Below are 15,680 nucleotides of genomic sequence, written 5' to 3'. Positions count from 1 at the left end.
AAACACGAGCTAAATAAAGTAGGCGCTTTCTCACTACTTATTGGGAACTCCAGCATTTGCCGTTGCTGCATAGCTGGTCATCAGGTTTTTGTAGTCAGGAATAAACCCTGCTAAGAGACTACCCAATCCTTCAATATCGTTGCGCCAGTCACGGTGCAATTCACACACAACGCTAAACCAATTGACCAACTGAACTCCAGCACGAGACATTCGATCCCAAGCTGCATAGCGACAGGCTTCATCGAAGGTTCCAGAGGCATCGGTGACAACAAAAACCTCATAACCTGCCTCCAATGCCGAAAGCGCACAAAAAGTAACACATACATCAGTAACAATTCCGGCAATAATCAATTGCTTTTTACCTGTTGCTTCTACTGCTTTAACAAAGTCCTCGTTGTCCCAAGCGTTGATTTGTCCGGGACGCGGAATAAAGGGAGCATCTGGAAACTTCTCCTTCAGTTCAGGGATGAGGACTCCATTGGGGCCTTGCTCAAAGCTAGTTGTCAAAATTGTAGGCAGGTTGAAAAATTTGGCTGCACTTGCCAGCGCCAGCACATTATTTTTGAAGTCGGCGGCACCAATATCACGCACAAGTGAGAACAGTCCAGTTTGATGATCGACCAGCAGAACCGCAGCATTATTCTTGTCTAAACGGTTGTATTTGAATGTAGACATCAGGTATTTCTCCTATTTGGGTTATGGGTGAATGAGGAATTGCCGAATGGAGTCAAGAATCAGAAAGCCTTGAGTTGTACCAATTAAATGTGCTTCCTTACTAAAAGCGAAACGTCTATTTTTTCTAAATGGCTTATGGCGTAACCTGTTGCAGCATGAACTCAGTTTGCAAAATCTTACCAAATTTCACCACTCAAGATCCGCAAGTTAAGCGCTGAGTTAACGCGATCGCCCTAATCTCGACACACGTTACACCAACGCCCCTAACGCTTTCAATGTCGTCTATTTTTGAGCGATCGTTAATCCAGTTGCCCCTTGAATATTCATGCCTTCATACCGCCGATCGCCCATCAACGTCCTCACACAGCGCCCAGTTGCGACATCCCACAGCTTAATCGTGCGAATGATAAATTAGGTCTTTTGGGCAATGATATAAACATGATTTTCAGGATACTGGTCATATTCGAGATGGCGGCAGGTGCAATGATGCTCAACCAGAATTTGCAGAAAAGTATCTACACCCAAAGTGCTGTAATCAAAATCTTGACCTTGAAATGCTCCCGAAATCTCGCTGCTTGTATGTCCGCCGCCACAAGTGAACAGGATCACTCCATTGGGTTCAAGCGCATCGCATAGCTTTTGTATCACAGGCGCTTGCTTGTTGATTGGCAGATGAAACGTGCTATCCCACGCTGCAATCAGGCTGTAAAGTTTCGGCGGCAGCCAATCAGAAATGTCTTCCCGGTAAAACGTGATTTCTGGATGTAGCCGCTGGGCTAAATCGATCATTTCCCTAGAAATATCAAGTCCTTCAGGCTGAAATCCATGCTTGGATAAGCTGTTGATAAAACGTCCGCTGCTTCCACACCCGACATCAAGTGCTGCGTGCTGCTTAGAAGTAAATTTGATCGCCCTTTCTAATTGGGCAATCCCGTAGGTTGAATCTTGATGCTCAGTTTGCCACCATTGGGCAATTCGGTCGTAGCGTGCCGATGTATCATTTGGCTCCATAGAGTGACCTCATAAGTGTCGATCGAGATTTTCAGGAGAATTAAAATCTTTCTCCACGCTACGCACAGACTACACCAAGGCCCCTAACGCTTTCGGTAGTGGTAAACAAGTAATGATGCACTGTCATGATGGATGAAATACCAAATAGCACCGATAGGATGGTCTAACAAGTTTGAAAATGACAAGGTGTTTCTCACCAAGCGAGAAACACGCTGCAGTAACGTGTTGTTAAACCGCTCAATGTAACTTTTCTTACCACTCTCTTTCCCCACCGCCTGATGTGAATTGCGGGCGTACCACTGCCCATATGCTGCCTAGAAATCAGTCTAGCAACCGCACACTGGCGGTAAACCGGAGGCAATGAATGCCACAATTGCCCTTGCTGCCGCTTCATGCCGTGCGTCAATACAAACACCGACAATTTCACGGGTATCTGCATCACGAACTAACCAGACCCACTAATTGTTTCCTTTATTGTTCACACTTATACCACAACTTATCACACGCTGATCCTTAACCTCCCTTTTTTTTGGCTGTCGCTGGGACTTGGTGTGACACTAAGAGCATATTTCTCATTGACTTCGGGAAAGTAGCCATTGCTCAAACACCTGCACCGCACGGGCAATGCCCGCCCGGGAAATGCGTTCCCCCAACAAGTGGTCAATCAATTGCCGGATTGCTCGATGGATCACCTTTTTCTGAGGATGCAAGAGCAAATTGCCGCCCAAAATCATGACACTTAAATCGCTGTTTACCGTTGTGGATGCGACCATTTTTGACACTTCGGGAAAAGGCACAGGTTGGAAAGGCAGGGATGAGGAGACGACAAGGAAATAAACTTTACTCCTATATCATTACATCTTGAACACTACCAAATTTTTCAATGTTTCAATTTCTGGCTGTCAGTGGGAAATTGGCGATTTTGCTTGTCTATTTTGGCAGAGGATGGTGCACAGGGGGAACGCATCTTATTGAAGACTGTGCACCATCGGTGAGTATTTTTTGAGATAAATTTACCATTGTTAGAAACTACAGACACTCTTGGTAAGGATGTTTTAGAGAAAAGGGTAACTTATTAATGGTGGTTGTTACTAGCTGCCTAGTTTTAGATAATAAAAAGCTGACAACCACGGTTTACAAGTTGTATAGTAGTCAGCCATGAGTGAATTGTGAGAATTTAATTGGCTGAAGCAGCGAGAATATTAGTCAAACACTCATCATCCCATCCCGCTCTAAGTCCCTTATTTTTTGCTTTTTTTTTGAGGTTTTTATTGATTCAAAAGATTGAACGAGATGTGTCTAATCATAGCAAAGTTTGCGGAGGGTTATTTTTTTTATTCTCCAACAATAACCTTCACAAAAACCACATTTAATCCCCAAAATCCAGCAACGCCAAAATTTTCTATATGAGTTTTTTCAAAAAATATTAGTAATCTGGAGTCATATCTGCGGAATGTGGGTTATATCATATTTTTGGACTCCAAGGCATATCCCTGGAAAAATGTGGGAAATAGCACAAGTTTTGAATCTTCTCACCAAACTTTACATTATTGCCTATCTTCCGCCTCTATACCCTAATTTCATCCAGTAAAAATCAGCTTCTAGAAATCGAACTAGATACCTGTTTCTACATACCGACTTAAGCTTTAGTCAGAAGCAAAAATATTGAGTTAGAAACAGACCAGCAGCCGGATTTGAGTGTAGAGTCTGACTACACAAATTATTCTATAAATAGGTTCACAATCTATTCTTCCCGTAGCGTTGCCTAACTTTGAAGATAGCGCGGGCAAACCTTATAACTATATCAGCTTGTAGAGATAAAATACGATCGTGCTGCTCAAAGTTTAGCTTTTCTATTTTTGCCGATCGCAGAAGTACCTGGATTTATTGAAAAAAGCAGGGCGATCGGACAAAGAGCAACCGTCAGTTGATTTCGGACAATAATTAGAGAAACTTTGTCAAATAGCGAGGAATAGAAGATGCACAAAAGATACGCATAAACTCTATATTTAGCGTTTATATGGCGCACACTTTTGCTATAAGTAGCGCGTCACACTCTAGAAAACATACATCATCATTATTTCTTTCTCATCCTTCTCTGAGAACCTTTTTTAGACAGTCGCTTAATTTCTGTTTCGCCTCCCGGAAATTCTACTTCTTCTCTAAATTCTAAAGATTCTAAAGTGACACTTTTAACATCGCTTTCGGTCATTTTTTCCTTTTCATCAATTCCTTCAGAATCCTGTAGATTTTTTATTAACTGCACGTCCAAACCGGAAGTTTGAATCGGGAATTGTGCAATTTCTTGACTAATTTCAGCTTCTCCCATCCCCTGCTCAATTTGCGCCGCCGGTAAATCTTCCTCGATAGCAGGAAAGTTATCCATTTCTTGACTAATTTCAGTTTCTCTGATTTCCTTTTCTATTAACTGCATGGATAACTGCTGCTTTTCCCTTGACAATTCCTCAACCTTAGTTCCAAGCATCCTAATCTGTTCGTTGAGAACGCGAATTTCTCGGTTTTGCTGCTGAATCATTTCTTCGGCATCAGCAATAGTTCGATTTCTCTCTAATATCACCTCATTTTTAGTTTCTAATTCCAAAGCGCTCATAGCCGCTTTAATTACATTATAAAAATGCGGCTTAGATACATCAACTTGTTTAGCATTATGGCGGCTTTTTCCCAAAAGTCCAATCTTTTCTCCTTGCTTAACAGCCAAAACAAAACCTTGATGATTTTTTATTTTTAATTCTTTGACAAAATCTACTTGAACTAAACTGCAAATATATTTGTGACAGTCAAAATAAAATTCTGCTTTCATCAAAAAGCACCCCGTTCTGCTATAGTCCCGCAGAATTATAGCATGAACAACGTTAAAAATCGAAGAAAATTTATAAAAATAGGGTGGGCGCGGAGGGCTGTACCCTAGTTTATAAATGTATGCTATGTCAAGAGTTGTTCAGGACTTATGCAAAAAATCGTTTGACGCGCTACTTCTAGCAGTAATTGGCGTATTTCGCCCATACAAGATTAGGTTTTGCGGGCAGCTATTTCAATATTTTGGGTTAGCAAAATTCGCCAATTGTGACATATTTTATAAATTAATTAATTGCTTTATTTGCTGACATAAGCGATTTCCCATCCGTGAAGATAATAAGCTGTTTCTAAATCAACCCTTTCAGTTTTAACATCAGGCTCTAATTCAAACAAGCTTAGCTGAATAGGCTCATTATTTTTTTTGCCTTTGTTAAACTTGCTCAAAAGTCTTTCTTCTAAATGCTGGTGCGATTCTAAATTGCCATCTGACAGAATATGATTAATCTGCAAGTTAAAATCTTTCAACTTGTGGCAAACTAAAATAGTGCGGTGACAAGTAATCGGGTCTTTTTCCGCACACATTAAACAGATTTTATAATTGGCTGCGCCTTTGAGCAAGCGCTGAATTCCTGCGGAAAATAGAGGAGTTGCTGCTATGCGATCGTATAAAGCTTTACCGCTAGTATCGTAACAGCTTAAATCCTCCGGTCTCGCGCCCAACTCTTTGCCTAAAAAAACATATTGAATGCCGACACTTGTTGACAGTGAAGCATTAATTTCTGATTTATTAAAATGAGGTAAATAGCGGCTAAACGGATGCGATCGCACGTCCGCAACCGCCGTAATTCCGTGTTGTTGCAGCAGCAAAACAAACGCTTCAATACTCAGATTGGAGTGCCCGATCGTAAATAATTCCATTGCTTCGATCTTAGTATGCAGTCTTTGCTTTGCAGATGAAAGTTTGTGCAGCCCAATTCTTGTAATTGGTAGACTTCAAGCTGTAGGTTTCTTTAGCAACTTTTGAATTACAAGTTGCACAGCCAGCAGCATCAAACCCAAAGATGCAAAAGCAAAAACACCCGCACCCAAAGCCACAATTCCCATTACTAAAGTTCGCACAGCCGCGCCAATATTAATCGCAGTCACATTGTCAGAATGAATGGGCGCATTTGCAAAAGTTTGGACGATCGACAAAGTTAGCGCGTACAAAGCCGCCGCAAACCCGCCCGCGATAAGCGAACCAATCACGCACCGCAAAATCGTCGGCGGCGTGGAAGATGCAGAGGTTGCATCTCCAGCCGAACTCAGAGGTTTAGAAGTAGAATTTGGATTAGTTAAATCAGTCATGGCGATTTTAGATTTTAGATTTTAGATTTTAGATTTCTGGTTAATTTACCAAAACTAAAATCGGTGTTGCATGACATATTATCAGTTCTTCGATCTCAATAGACTCTGCGAAAAGTTAGATTCATCTTGACCCTCGGCTGTTAGACAGGTTTAACGGGCAATGGCGATCGCACCCTCTTCGAGTTACACCCTCGAAATCGGCTGTTTCGTCTCGTTTCCCTCCGAAAAAATCCGAATCCCAGTATTGCTAAACTGTGCTACCCAAAAATCCAAATCTGGAGAAGCGATCGCACTTTTAACCCGTTCCAAAACCTGCTGAGCCTGCTCTGAAGACTCCGCCAGCGCAAACACGCTCGGCCCGGAACCCGACATCATCGTTCCCAAAGCCCCCGCCGACTCAAAAGCCTGCCGCAACTGCAACACCTGCGGGTACACAGGTAAAGCAACTTTTTCTAAATCGTTGTGCAGCAATTGACCAATTTTCGATCGATCTTTTTGGGCGATCGCCCCCACCATCGGCCCCGAATGTAGCCGTTCCCGGCGGCACTCCAAATCTTCCGCTGCACAATAGGAACTACTGAACTGCTGGCGATAAGTTTGATACGCCCATGCCGTAGAAATACTGAGATTGCGGTACTTCGCCAACACCACAGAAAAGCCAGCCAAATCAGGCAATGGCGACAGTTTATCCCCACGACCAGTTGCCAAAGCCGTACCTCCAGTAATACAAAAAGGCACATCCGAACCCAAAGTTCCCCCCAACTCTTGCAACTCCGACTGAGTAAGTCCCAATTGCCACAGCAAATCCATCCCGACTAAAACCGCAGCCGCATTTGCCGAACCGCCGGCAAGCCCCGCCGCCACTGGAATCTGCTTGTGAATAGCAATCTCGACACCGCCGTATTTCGCCAAAGCATCGGGAAATTGCTTCGCCAACAAATCCGCCGCCCGGTAGGCCAGGTTATTCTTATCAGGAGGGACTTGCGGGTGATCGCAGCGCACGCGAATCGTATCCGTACCAATCGCACGCAAGTCAATTCGATCGGCTAAATCTATGCTTTGAAGTACCATCGCCAGTTCGTGATATCCGTCGGGGCGATCGCCTATGATTTCCAAATACAGATTGATTTTTGCTGAAGCTAACAGAGAATATGAACGCATAGGTGATTAAGCCGCAGGTGAAAGAAACCCCTGGTTGAAATTAATTGACACCAGTCCGAGTCCATTTTCTCACAACTCAAAGGAAATATTATGCAGGAAATGTGGAAAACTTTTTTTACTTCCGGGCCATTTATTCCTCACGGCCACTGCTATCTCTGGCATACCCCGTTAGTCTGGCTTCACCTTGCCTCAGATTCTATCATTGCACTCGCGTATTTTTCCATCCCGATTACATTGGTTTATTTTATTTCCAAACGGGAAGATTTGCCCTTTGATTGGATCTTTGCCCTGTTTGGAGCCTTTATCGTCGCCTGTGGAATGACTCACATATTTGAACTCTGGACACTTTGGCATCCTACCTATTGGCTTTCAGGAACAATGAAAGCAATTACTGCCGTTATTTCATTTGCTACAGCCATACTTTTGGTAGACTTAATGCCTCAAGCCCTAGCACTTCCCAGCCCCGCACAGTTAGAATCCGCCAACCGACTCCTAGAAGCTGAAATTGTCGAGCGCCAATTAGCCGAAGCTGCACTAAAAGAAGCCAAAGAAGAATTAGAAATTCGAGTTGAGGAACGCACCGCAGCATTAAAGTCTCAAACTCAACATTTAGAATTGGCAAACCGACTCCTAGCATCGGAAATTGTCGAGCGCCAATTAGCCGAAGCTGCACTAAAAAAAGCTAAAGAAGAATTAGAAATCCGTGTTGAAGAACGCACCGCAGAGTTAAAGTCTCAAACTCAACAGCTCGAACAAGCATTGTCTGAATTGAAGCAGGCTCAATCCACCCTAATTCACAGCGAAAAAATGTCATCTTTAGGACAATTAGTCGCTGGGGTTGCTCATGAAATCAACAATCCGATTAACTTTATTTACGGCAATATTACTCACACCCGCCAGTATGCCAATAGTTTGCTAGAACTGGTGAATCTCTATCAAGAGCAGTATCCGAATTCCATACCCATAGTTCAAGAAAAAATTGAGTCTATAGATTTAGACTTTATCATCTCTGACCTGCCAAAAATATTAACTTCGATGAAAAACGGCGCCGAGCGAATTTTTGGTATTGTCAAGTCGCTGCGAATTTTTTCTCGCCATGACGAAGCAGAAATGAAATTAGCCGACATTCATGAAGGAATTGACAGCACACTGATGATTTTGCAAAGCAGATTGAATGCTAAGCCAGGTTGGGCGAATATTCAAGTTATCAAAGAATATGGCAATTTACCCCGAATAGAGTGCTATCCGGGACAGCTAAATCAAGTGTTTATGAATATCCTGGCTAATGCTATTGATGCTTTAGAAGATGACATCCACAGTGACTCGATTGCAGCCAATGAAGCTAATCCCTACCTCATCCAAATCTCTACCAAACTTTTAGACAGTGAAGTGGTAGAAATCAGAATTAGCAACAACGGGCCCGAAATAACAGAATCCGTGAGAAACCAGTTATTTAATCCATTTTTTACCACTAAACCAGTAGGTAAAGGCACGGGATTAGGTTTATCGATTAGCTATCAAATTATCACAGTAAGACATAAAGGCGAATTGCACTGTATTTCTGCACCGGGGAAAGGTGCAGAATTTATTATAAAAATTCCGATTTGCCTGCAATAAACCTTCGATAATCCCCATAAAATCTAACTTCAACTGTTAGTATTTACACCTAAAAATCGTTTTTTTTCAAAACAGATATCCGAATTGTTGAAAAATTCTGGTATCTAACACAATCCTGAACTTCAAACATCGAACATAATATTATTGCTCAACTTTACCCATTGCTCCACGCTTAAATCTTCAGCGCGAGATTGAGGATTTATCTGTAACTCTTCTAGCACTTGAACAAGTTTATCTAAGTCCACAATCCCTTTTAAATTATTTCGCAGCATTTTGCGCTTGCTACCAAAACCCAACTTAACTAAATTCTCCAAATAGCGCGGATTAACCGCCCCAGTTTCTATCTGTCTGGGAAGCAGCCGCACCACGGCAGAATCGACTTTGGGCGGCGGAAAAAAGTCTTTAGACGGCACATCGCAAATTAACTCGCATTCTGCTAAATACTGCACCCGCACAGACAAAGCACCAAAAGCTGTCGAACCCGGTTTAGCGTAAAGCCTTTGGGCCACTTCTTTCTGCACTAAGAGCACGATCGCATCGAAGGGTTTAGCAGCAGGAACAGATATCGTTCCCAGCAGTTTTTGCAGAATCGGGCCGGTGATATTATAAGGAATATTGGCAACAACTTTATTCGGATTTTGGAATTTTGGAAATGCCGTTAGTTCAGCTTCTAAGTCCATTTCCAAAAAGTCGCCTTGCAGCAGTAAAAAATTGTTGGTTTTGCCGAGTTGTTTGGCTAGTTTGAGACACAAATCTCGATCGATCTCCACAGCAACAACAGACTCAGCCGCAGGCAGCAAACGCCGAGTCAAAATCCCCGTACCCGGCCCAATTTCCAGGACGCGATCGCGATCCAAAGAAGCCGCTTTTACAATCTTATCTAAGGCTTTCTCGCTTTTGAGCCAATGTTGAGCAAACTGTTTTCGGGGTCGGGTCGATCGCATTTTGTAAATTTTTGGAGAAATCTTAGCCTGTCATTCTATCACAGCTCACTAACTTTTCCCAACCTACGGTGATGTTTATTTTTGTTAACAGGGGTTGAATTAACCAAAAAACTTGGGCACTATAATAAGGACAAACGATAAAAAATAAATTTATTTCTTCCCAATTACCAACAGCACAACACGTAAGTCACGGAGACAGGGATAGCTGTTTTTCCAAATAACCAATAACAAATAACCAATAACAAATAACCAACAACCAATTACCACTTCCCAAAAAATGAAATTCCAACGAGTATTTGGTACATTACCCAAAACCACAGCCAGCGCCCCCGGCAGAGTAAACCTGCTGGGCGAACACACAGACTACAACGATGGATTTGTACTTCCAACTGCGATTCCCCAGCGCACCACAGTACAAATCGGCTTCAGCAGTGACGAGCGACACCATTTTTATTCAGCAGAATATGATGAACTCATAAATTATTCAGACGACGATACCATACCGCAAAAATTCGTCAGTTATATCTGTGGCTGCCTGAGACTTTTAGAAAAAGAAGGATACAAAATACCGCCAATAAATCTCTACATTACCTCGACTGTGCCGATCGGAGCCGGTTTGTCCAGCAGCGCCGCTTTAGAAATAGCAACCCTCAGAGGACTGCGCGCGCTGCTGAACCTCCCCATAGACGACGTGCGGCTAGCTCAAATCGGACAGCAAGTCGAAATCCGGTATGCCGGCTTGAACTGTGGCATCATGGATCAAATGGCGTCGAGTTTAGCAGACACCAACACCATGCTATTGATCGACACCCGCAGCCTCGAATGCCGCCCGATACCTTTTCCCACAAACACAGAAATTTTAATAATTGACAGTGGCGAAAGCCACCAACTCGCAGCAGGAAGCGGCTACAACCAGCGGCGCGCCGAGTGTGAGGAATCCGCGCGGATATTGGGAGTTAAAGCTCTTAGGGATATCACCGATCCCCAAGCTGTCGAAGTATTGCCGGAACCCCTCAGAAGACGAGCGCGGCACGTGGTTACTGAAAACAACCGCGTACTAGAAGCGGTAAAATCTTTGCCAGCAAAACGTTTTGGCGAGTTAATGAATGCTTCCCATGCCAGTCAGCGCGACGACTACGAAGTTTCGGTGCCGGCAGTAGACACGCTAGCGGCCATCTTGCAGTCAATTCCCGGAGTCTACGGCGCAAGGCTGACGGGCGGAGGTTTTGGAGGTGCTTGCGTAGCGCTGGTGGAAAGTGGGAAAGCGGGTGCGATCGCATCAGAGGCGATCGATCGCTACCAGCGCGGGGGTTATAGCGGCCGCGTTTTGGTTCCCGAAGTTAAAGTTACTTCTTAACTCCACAACTATCTCCCGACAGGGAAGGCCAGCGCACAGTCACGATCACCGAATCTTCCTCGGCCGACCAATAATGAGGCACTCCCGGTAGCCAGAGAGCATAATCTCCTTCGCGAGACAGCAAGATTTCTTGCTGTGGAAATTGCAGGCGAAACCGCCCTTTTACCAGGATAGAAAGCGTCGTGGCTTCCGCATTTACCGCCCACTGAGTCCTACAATCTCCGGCGGGGTGAGCGCCCCATTTTACCTCTAAAACAGAAGTCGATCGCGGATCATCTTCAGGCGTCATAAAGTGACCCGCAAACCAGCCGCCCCGACTTGCACCTTCAGCGCCCGCATTTCCGAAAATCACTTGAGATGACATCAGCTAATCAGGTAAACAACAAAGATGGTTAGATCTGACATCTTGCACCATTTTCAATAAGCTTTTTATGGGCTGGCAGAATGCCCAGTCCACAAGAAATTCACTCTTTGTGGAATAGGCATCTTGCCTGTTCTTGAGAATAGTGCTCTTCGGTGAGTTAAATCGCGGGGAGTAATCTAACTTATTACTTGCGGCCCGAAGGTTGACCTTCCGTAGTCGCTATTTCCCCAGCTTCCATCAACTGCTTAAAGCGACGTAAATCATTTGCAATTTGCTGTTCGGGAGCTTCGCCAAATAGTTTAGCAGCACCAGCACCAATTGCACCGCCCGGAGGGTTGTATTCGATGACAACTTTTACCTCAGTACCGCGTCCCGCAGGTGCCGGTTGAAAGCGCACAAAACCCGAATTGTCAATATCAGAGCCTTCCACAGACGCCCAAGCAATTAAGCGATTTTCTTCTTCGCGGACAATCTCTGCATCCCATTCCACACTATTGCCGATCGGCGCGCTGGCAATCCAGTGAGAACGTTTTTCATCGATGACCGTAACGTGTTTGAGATGCTTCATAAACCGAGGTAAATTTTCAAAATTGCGCCATAAACGGTACAATTCATCAACCGGTTTGTCGATCGTCACCGTCTTTTCAACTTTAATGCTTTGATTCGGATCTGCAGCAGACTGCAAACCCTCCACAACCCCCAGCCCGCGAGCAGCTAAGCCGCCGCCCGCAACCGCCAGCAAAGCACCTCTCAAAGAACGCTGCGACAAACCAAAAAGCACCAGCGCGCCGCCACCAATTAAAGATGCCCAGCGTTCGGTATCGCCGCTGCTACTTTGGTTTTGTTTGTCGGAATTTGTCATTGAAGTAGATTCCATTGGTTTAAACCTCGTAAATTAATAGCGGAAAATAGCAGCTAAAGGCGCCTCGTCCGGAACTTTTTCCGGCGGCACCGCGTAAACAGTTCCGCCGTTGAGAATAGTTTGAATTGCTGCGGAATTCAACAAATCTTCGTCGCCCAGTTCTGCCTCGGGGTGGACTTGCACCGCGTTCGTTTCGGGATTAAAAGTACCCCACTGCTGAACGCCAAGAGCAACAAATAGTCGATCGACCCGCCCAAAATAAGCAGCCGAAACAGCTTCTTTCAAATCAGCAGAAATTTTATCGCTTCCTGTCAGATCGTGGTATTGTGCGATCGCCTCTGACTGAGCCTGCAAAAACAAAGGTTCCACCAGCGGCAAAGCTTCGGCCCGCAACTCTTCCGGCTTGAGAAGTTTCTGATTGCCTGTAATTCCTTCTTCAACTAAATGCGGGTAGGTATTGGCTTCTCGGTAAAGCGGGAGCAAATACTCAACTCCAGCTAACACTAAAGGAGCTTTTTTATTCCGCAAATATTCGTGCAGCGCCGCATCGATTATGTGGAAATACTGCAATATTTCCTGCTGGGGTTCATCTCGATCCGGACTTCCTTGGCCGTGAAAACTTCCCGGTTGCTGAAAAGAATTATTAGTGCCTCCTTTTGCCGTAGCAATCCGAAACTGACCCTCTTTAGCTGTCGGGTCATATTGCAGAGCGTCATCAAGGCTTCTCGGCAAGTTTTCAACTTCAACTTCCCGAGCACTGTAAGCCGTACACTCAATCAGCCTCACTTCCTTCTGACTGAGAGCTAAAACATAAAATAAATTATTTCCTGTCAGCATAGGCATCAGCGGTTTGACGTGAAAATTGTCGCTCACAACCACTAATTCCTCAAACTCCACCGGACAGGTATAGTAGCGGAAAAATCCTGAACCGACAAAAATCGCCAGCAGGTTGCTTTGATTTTCCCAAAAGTTTTCCTGGTCAATTTCTGCTCGGACTGGCTCTAGCAATTCCCCAGCTTCTTTTTTGTCAAATCCGTACTGTACTATTTTGTCTTCCGCCTCTCTGATTAAATTTTTGAACCGAATCGGGTTTTGTTGAATTTCTGTTCCTTGAGCGACTGGCATATAAATAGAGACGCACAATCCAAGAGATTGTTGTACCAGCGCTTTGAGTTCCTCTACAGATATTAAGTTCACCGCTGAAACTCCTTTTCTAATAAAGGGTGGTGTAATGAAAACAACCGCTTTTTTAAAATGTATCTCCCCTAGCGCGGCTCCTGCGTCTGCCTAAAGTAATGATCGCCTGCTGTAGAGCCTTTCATCCCCGAACTAAAACGGGGTTTGCAGCCGCTGTTCCAATCGAACTGCTTATCACCTAAGATAGACGGCGCTAACTCGGCCGCTACTTTACCATAATTTAGTTGAGTCTGGTTTAACTAATCGTTATATATAATAATGAAAACACAACTGTTTCTGAGGTTGATCTGGGCAACATTTATTGCCTATACCTTACTGCTAGCTCCTCTCGATCAGCTCCGGGCGAACGCCTCTAAATTTTATGTTAACAGAATACGGTATATTAGCAAATAATTATTGAGTACCTACAAAACATTTAATTAGAGTTCGTTTTTCTCAAGCTCAGGCCTAAAATTACCATTGCCGACTATTTTTCTTTACTGAGAAGATCCAAAACTTGAACGGACGAGATGCCATCAATTAATTGATATTATCACCATCTCAATTTGTGCGGTGATTTGCGCTGCTGATACATGAGTGAATATCGAAAGTTACGGTCGCTATAAATACGAAGGGTTAAATAAATTTTTAGAAGTACCGAATGGCATACCTCCACATCATGATGACACAAGTGTGCGAGTATTTTCTCGTCTCAAACCCGAGTAATTTCAGAAATCTTTTTTTGAGTTGGATTCAGTCTATTACTTACTTCAATCCAGGAGAGGTAATCGCCATTGATGGCCAAACTCTTCGCCATTCTTACTATGGGGAGGAGATAAAAAAGCAATTCATCTGATCGGTGCTTGGGCGACAAGTCAAAGATTGGTTTTAGGCTAAGTTAAATTTTATAAAAAGTCTAATTAAATCATAGCAATTTATGTTTTAATCAAAGTATTTTAATTAAAGGGAAGCATTGTCCCGATTGATGGTATCGGCTGCCATAGGTCAATTGTGAAGTCAATTGTCAAAAAAAAAAGAGATTATGTAATCACCTTAAAAAAGAACCAGCCATCCCTGTATACCAGAGTACAAGAGTTCTTTAAAAAAGCAATTACACAAGGATTTTCGGATTTACTTTACATATACAGCTTATTCCACCCAAAAAGAGAACACTCACGCTCGCTCATAAATAAAAAATTCCTTAATATCCAGTGAAATACAAAAGCTGATTTATCTCGCTGATAAAAGGATAAACTTCCTATTATAGCTATGATATAATCCGTGCTAATAGTGAATAAAAAAAATATTGAAACTCGTTATTACATTAGTATTTTACCAAATAACGCTCAAATTATTAGTGAATAGGTCGCAACCATTGAGGTATTGAAAATCATTTACATTAGGTATTAAATGTGGTTTTTCTGAAGATTATTGTTGGAGTAGAAAAGATAATGCTCCGCAAAAAATTTCATAGCAATGAGCCTGTGGTCAAAAAACTCAATGCGCGATGTACTAAAAAATCTCATAGATGGCCTTAATTAAGTCTGGTTGAAAACTCGTAAATATTGGAAAACTCCCTGTAAAGCAGCTATTACCAAAGCCCGACAAAGATTAGGGCCTCTTGTAATGAGATAGTTGTTTCATCCATTGGTACGACCAATGCTACGACTGAAACAGTAGGAGCATTGCTCAATGGATTGAGAGTTGTAACAATAGATGGAACCTGTTTCGACATCCCAAGTAGTGATGAAAGCGCCAGAGTTTTTGGTTGTCCAGGTAGCCGCCCAGGTACACTAACTGCGTTCCCTCAAGCTAGATTAATTATTTTATTAGAAATAGGAACATATGTAATATTTGATTCATTAATAGGTCCATATAAGAGGTAGAAAAAATAATAGTTTTAAGATTAGTGCGCTCAGTTACTAAAGAAATGTTGTTAATGGGAGCGCGTGGTTTGCATTCATACGCGATGGTTTTAGCCACGCTCAGTAGAGGTTGTGACTATTGAAGAAGAATTCCGTTGAATGTTAAATTACTCAACGAAACAAAACTAGAAGATGGTTCTTACTTATGTTTGGTTAATCCTCCACCCCAATTCAAAAAAAAGGATTTGAGTCCAGACCAATCCGAGTAATCGAGTACACAATTAAAAACTTAAACGACCGAACAGCAGAAATTAGATATCGTTTGATTACAAGTTTATTGGATAGTCAAAAATTTTGGGTAAACTTACTAGATGCCGAAGATCATCAAGGGTGGGAAGTCGAAAATACGGCGTTGCTGAATCAAGGTATGATAAACTTATAGTGTGATCGCAGACAAGCGAAAATGATTTCTTTGATTTTGATA

Annotated in this window: 12 protein-coding genes and 2 pseudogenes; 3 read left to right on the top strand and 11 right to left on the bottom strand. The window is 43.1% G+C overall.

What is annotated here, in order from left to right; all coding sequences use genetic code 11:
* Window positions 1-33: 33 nt before the first annotated feature.
* From ycaC to ispE, 7 genes and pseudogenes are all read right to left on the bottom strand, one after another.
* The gene (ycaC, locus tag QUA23_RS07115) at window positions 34-675 is read right to left on the bottom strand and encodes an isochorismate family cysteine hydrolase YcaC (protein WP_333073558.1); all 642 of its coding nucleotides are present in this window, start codon (window positions 673-675) and stop codon (window positions 34-36) included.
* 411 nt (window positions 676-1,086) lie between these two features.
* Window positions 1,087-1,686 (bottom strand): class I SAM-dependent methyltransferase, encoded by a 600-nt coding sequence (locus tag QUA23_RS07110; RefSeq protein WP_333073556.1) that lies wholly within the window; start codon window positions 1,684-1,686, stop codon window positions 1,087-1,089.
* 83 nt (window positions 1,687-1,769) lie between these two features.
* Window positions 1,770-2,502, bottom strand: a pseudogene (locus tag QUA23_RS30995) (IS1 family transposase).
* A gap of 1,261 nt (window positions 2,503-3,763) precedes the next feature.
* Window positions 3,764-4,507 carry a hypothetical protein gene (locus QUA23_RS07095; protein WP_333073548.1) on the bottom strand — a complete coding sequence of 248 codons (744 nt, stop codon included), beginning with the start codon at window positions 4,505-4,507 and terminating at the stop codon, window positions 3,764-3,766.
* A 293-nt stretch (window positions 4,508-4,800) separates the two neighbouring features.
* Window positions 4,801-5,421 carry a DUF488 domain-containing protein gene (locus tag QUA23_RS07090; protein WP_333073546.1) on the bottom strand — a complete coding sequence of 207 codons (621 nt, stop codon included), beginning with the start codon at window positions 5,419-5,421 and terminating at the stop codon, window positions 4,801-4,803.
* Between the two features lie 75 nt (window positions 5,422-5,496).
* Window positions 5,497-5,850, bottom strand: a complete 354-nt coding sequence (locus QUA23_RS07085) for a DUF3082 domain-containing protein (protein WP_333073543.1) — start codon at window positions 5,848-5,850, stop codon at window positions 5,497-5,499.
* Window positions 5,851-6,033: 183 nt separating this feature from the next.
* Window positions 6,034-7,011 carry a 4-(cytidine 5'-diphospho)-2-C-methyl-D-erythritol kinase gene (gene ispE / locus QUA23_RS07080; protein WP_333073541.1) on the bottom strand — a complete coding sequence of 326 codons (978 nt, stop codon included), beginning with the start codon at window positions 7,009-7,011 and terminating at the stop codon, window positions 6,034-6,036.
* Between the two features lie 90 nt (window positions 7,012-7,101).
* On the opposite strand from ispE, the gene QUA23_RS07075 reads away from it, so the two are divergent.
* The gene (locus QUA23_RS07075; RefSeq protein ID WP_333073539.1) at window positions 7,102-8,628 is read left to right on the top strand and encodes an ATP-binding protein; all 1,527 of its coding nucleotides are present in this window, start codon (window positions 7,102-7,104) and stop codon (window positions 8,626-8,628) included.
* 122 nt (window positions 8,629-8,750) lie between these two features.
* On the opposite strand, the gene rsmA is transcribed toward QUA23_RS07075, so the two are convergent.
* Complete coding sequence (rsmA, locus tag QUA23_RS07070; protein WP_333073536.1) at window positions 8,751-9,572, bottom strand: 16S rRNA (adenine(1518)-N(6)/adenine(1519)-N(6))-dimethyltransferase RsmA; 822 nt, start codon at window positions 9,570-9,572, stop codon at window positions 8,751-8,753.
* Window positions 9,573-9,849: 277 nt separating this feature from the next.
* Here rsmA and galK point away from each other — a divergent pair, with 277 nt between their 5' ends.
* Window positions 9,850-10,929 (top strand): galactokinase, encoded by a 1,080-nt coding sequence (gene galK / locus QUA23_RS07065; protein ID WP_333073533.1) that lies wholly within the window; start codon window positions 9,850-9,852, stop codon window positions 10,927-10,929.
* On the opposite strand, the gene QUA23_RS07060 is transcribed toward galK, so the two are convergent.
* The 3 genes from QUA23_RS07060 to QUA23_RS07050 all read right to left on the bottom strand — a co-directional run bounded on the left by QUA23_RS07060 (window position 10,919) and on the right by QUA23_RS07050 (window position 13,352).
* A complete protein-coding gene (locus QUA23_RS07060; protein WP_333073531.1) occupies window positions 10,919-11,293 on the bottom strand; it encodes a signal peptidase I in 375 nt (124 codons plus the stop codon). The two genes, galK and QUA23_RS07060, sit on opposite strands and share 11 nt — an antisense overlap.
* 184 nt (window positions 11,294-11,477) lie before the next feature.
* Window positions 11,478-12,170: an SRPBCC family protein gene (locus tag QUA23_RS07055; protein WP_333093799.1), complete on the bottom strand. Its 693-nt coding sequence runs from the start codon at window positions 12,168-12,170 to the stop codon at window positions 11,478-11,480.
* Between the two features lie 18 nt (window positions 12,171-12,188).
* Window positions 12,189-13,352, bottom strand: a complete 1,164-nt coding sequence (locus tag QUA23_RS07050; protein ID WP_333073528.1) for a baeRF3 domain-containing protein — start codon at window positions 13,350-13,352, stop codon at window positions 12,189-12,191.
* Window positions 13,353-14,801: 1,449 nt separating this feature from the next.
* Here QUA23_RS07050 and QUA23_RS07045 point away from each other — a divergent pair.
* Window positions 14,802-15,605 (top strand): annotated as a pseudogene (locus tag QUA23_RS07045) (transposase domain-containing protein); the annotation flags it as partial.
* Between the last annotated feature and the right edge of the window lie 75 nt (window positions 15,606-15,680).

It is taken from the genome of Microcoleus sp. Pol1C5, assembly GCF_036701115.1.
Classification (GTDB): domain Bacteria; phylum Cyanobacteriota; class Cyanobacteriia; order Cyanobacteriales; family Microcoleaceae; genus Microcoleus.
The sequence above is the reverse complement of the archived record's forward strand: the minus strand, read 5'-3'. Positions and strand labels throughout refer to the sequence as shown.

Bases quoted from the DNA above. Each gene is read 5' to 3' on its own strand.
- ycaC (WP_333073558.1), bottom strand. From the start codon at position 675: ATGTCTACATTCAAATACAACCGTTTAGACAAGAATAATGCTGCGGTT.
- QUA23_RS07110 (WP_333073556.1), bottom strand. From the start codon at position 1,686: ATGGAGCCAAATGATACATCGGCACGCTACGACCGAATTGCCCAATGG.
- QUA23_RS07095 (WP_333073548.1), bottom strand. From the start codon at position 4,507: ATGAAAGCAGAATTTTATTTTGACTGTCACAAATATATTTGCAGTTTA.
- QUA23_RS07090 (WP_333073546.1), bottom strand. From the start codon at position 5,421: ATGGAATTATTTACGATCGGGCACTCCAATCTGAGTATTGAAGCGTTT.
- QUA23_RS07085 (WP_333073543.1), bottom strand. From the start codon at position 5,850: ATGACTGATTTAACTAATCCAAATTCTACTTCTAAACCTCTGAGTTCG.
- ispE (WP_333073541.1), bottom strand. From the start codon at position 7,011: ATGCGTTCATATTCTCTGTTAGCTTCAGCAAAAATCAATCTGTATTTG.
- QUA23_RS07075 (WP_333073539.1), top strand. From the start codon at position 7,102: ATGCAGGAAATGTGGAAAACTTTTTTTACTTCCGGGCCATTTATTCCT.
- rsmA (WP_333073536.1), bottom strand. From the start codon at position 9,572: ATGCGATCGACCCGACCCCGAAAACAGTTTGCTCAACATTGGCTCAAA.
- galK (WP_333073533.1), top strand. From the start codon at position 9,850: ATGAAATTCCAACGAGTATTTGGTACATTACCCAAAACCACAGCCAGC.
- QUA23_RS07060 (WP_333073531.1), bottom strand. From the start codon at position 11,293: ATGTCATCTCAAGTGATTTTCGGAAATGCGGGCGCTGAAGGTGCAAGT.
- QUA23_RS07055 (WP_333093799.1), bottom strand. From the start codon at position 12,170: ATGGAATCTACTTCAATGACAAATTCCGACAAACAAAACCAAAGTAGC.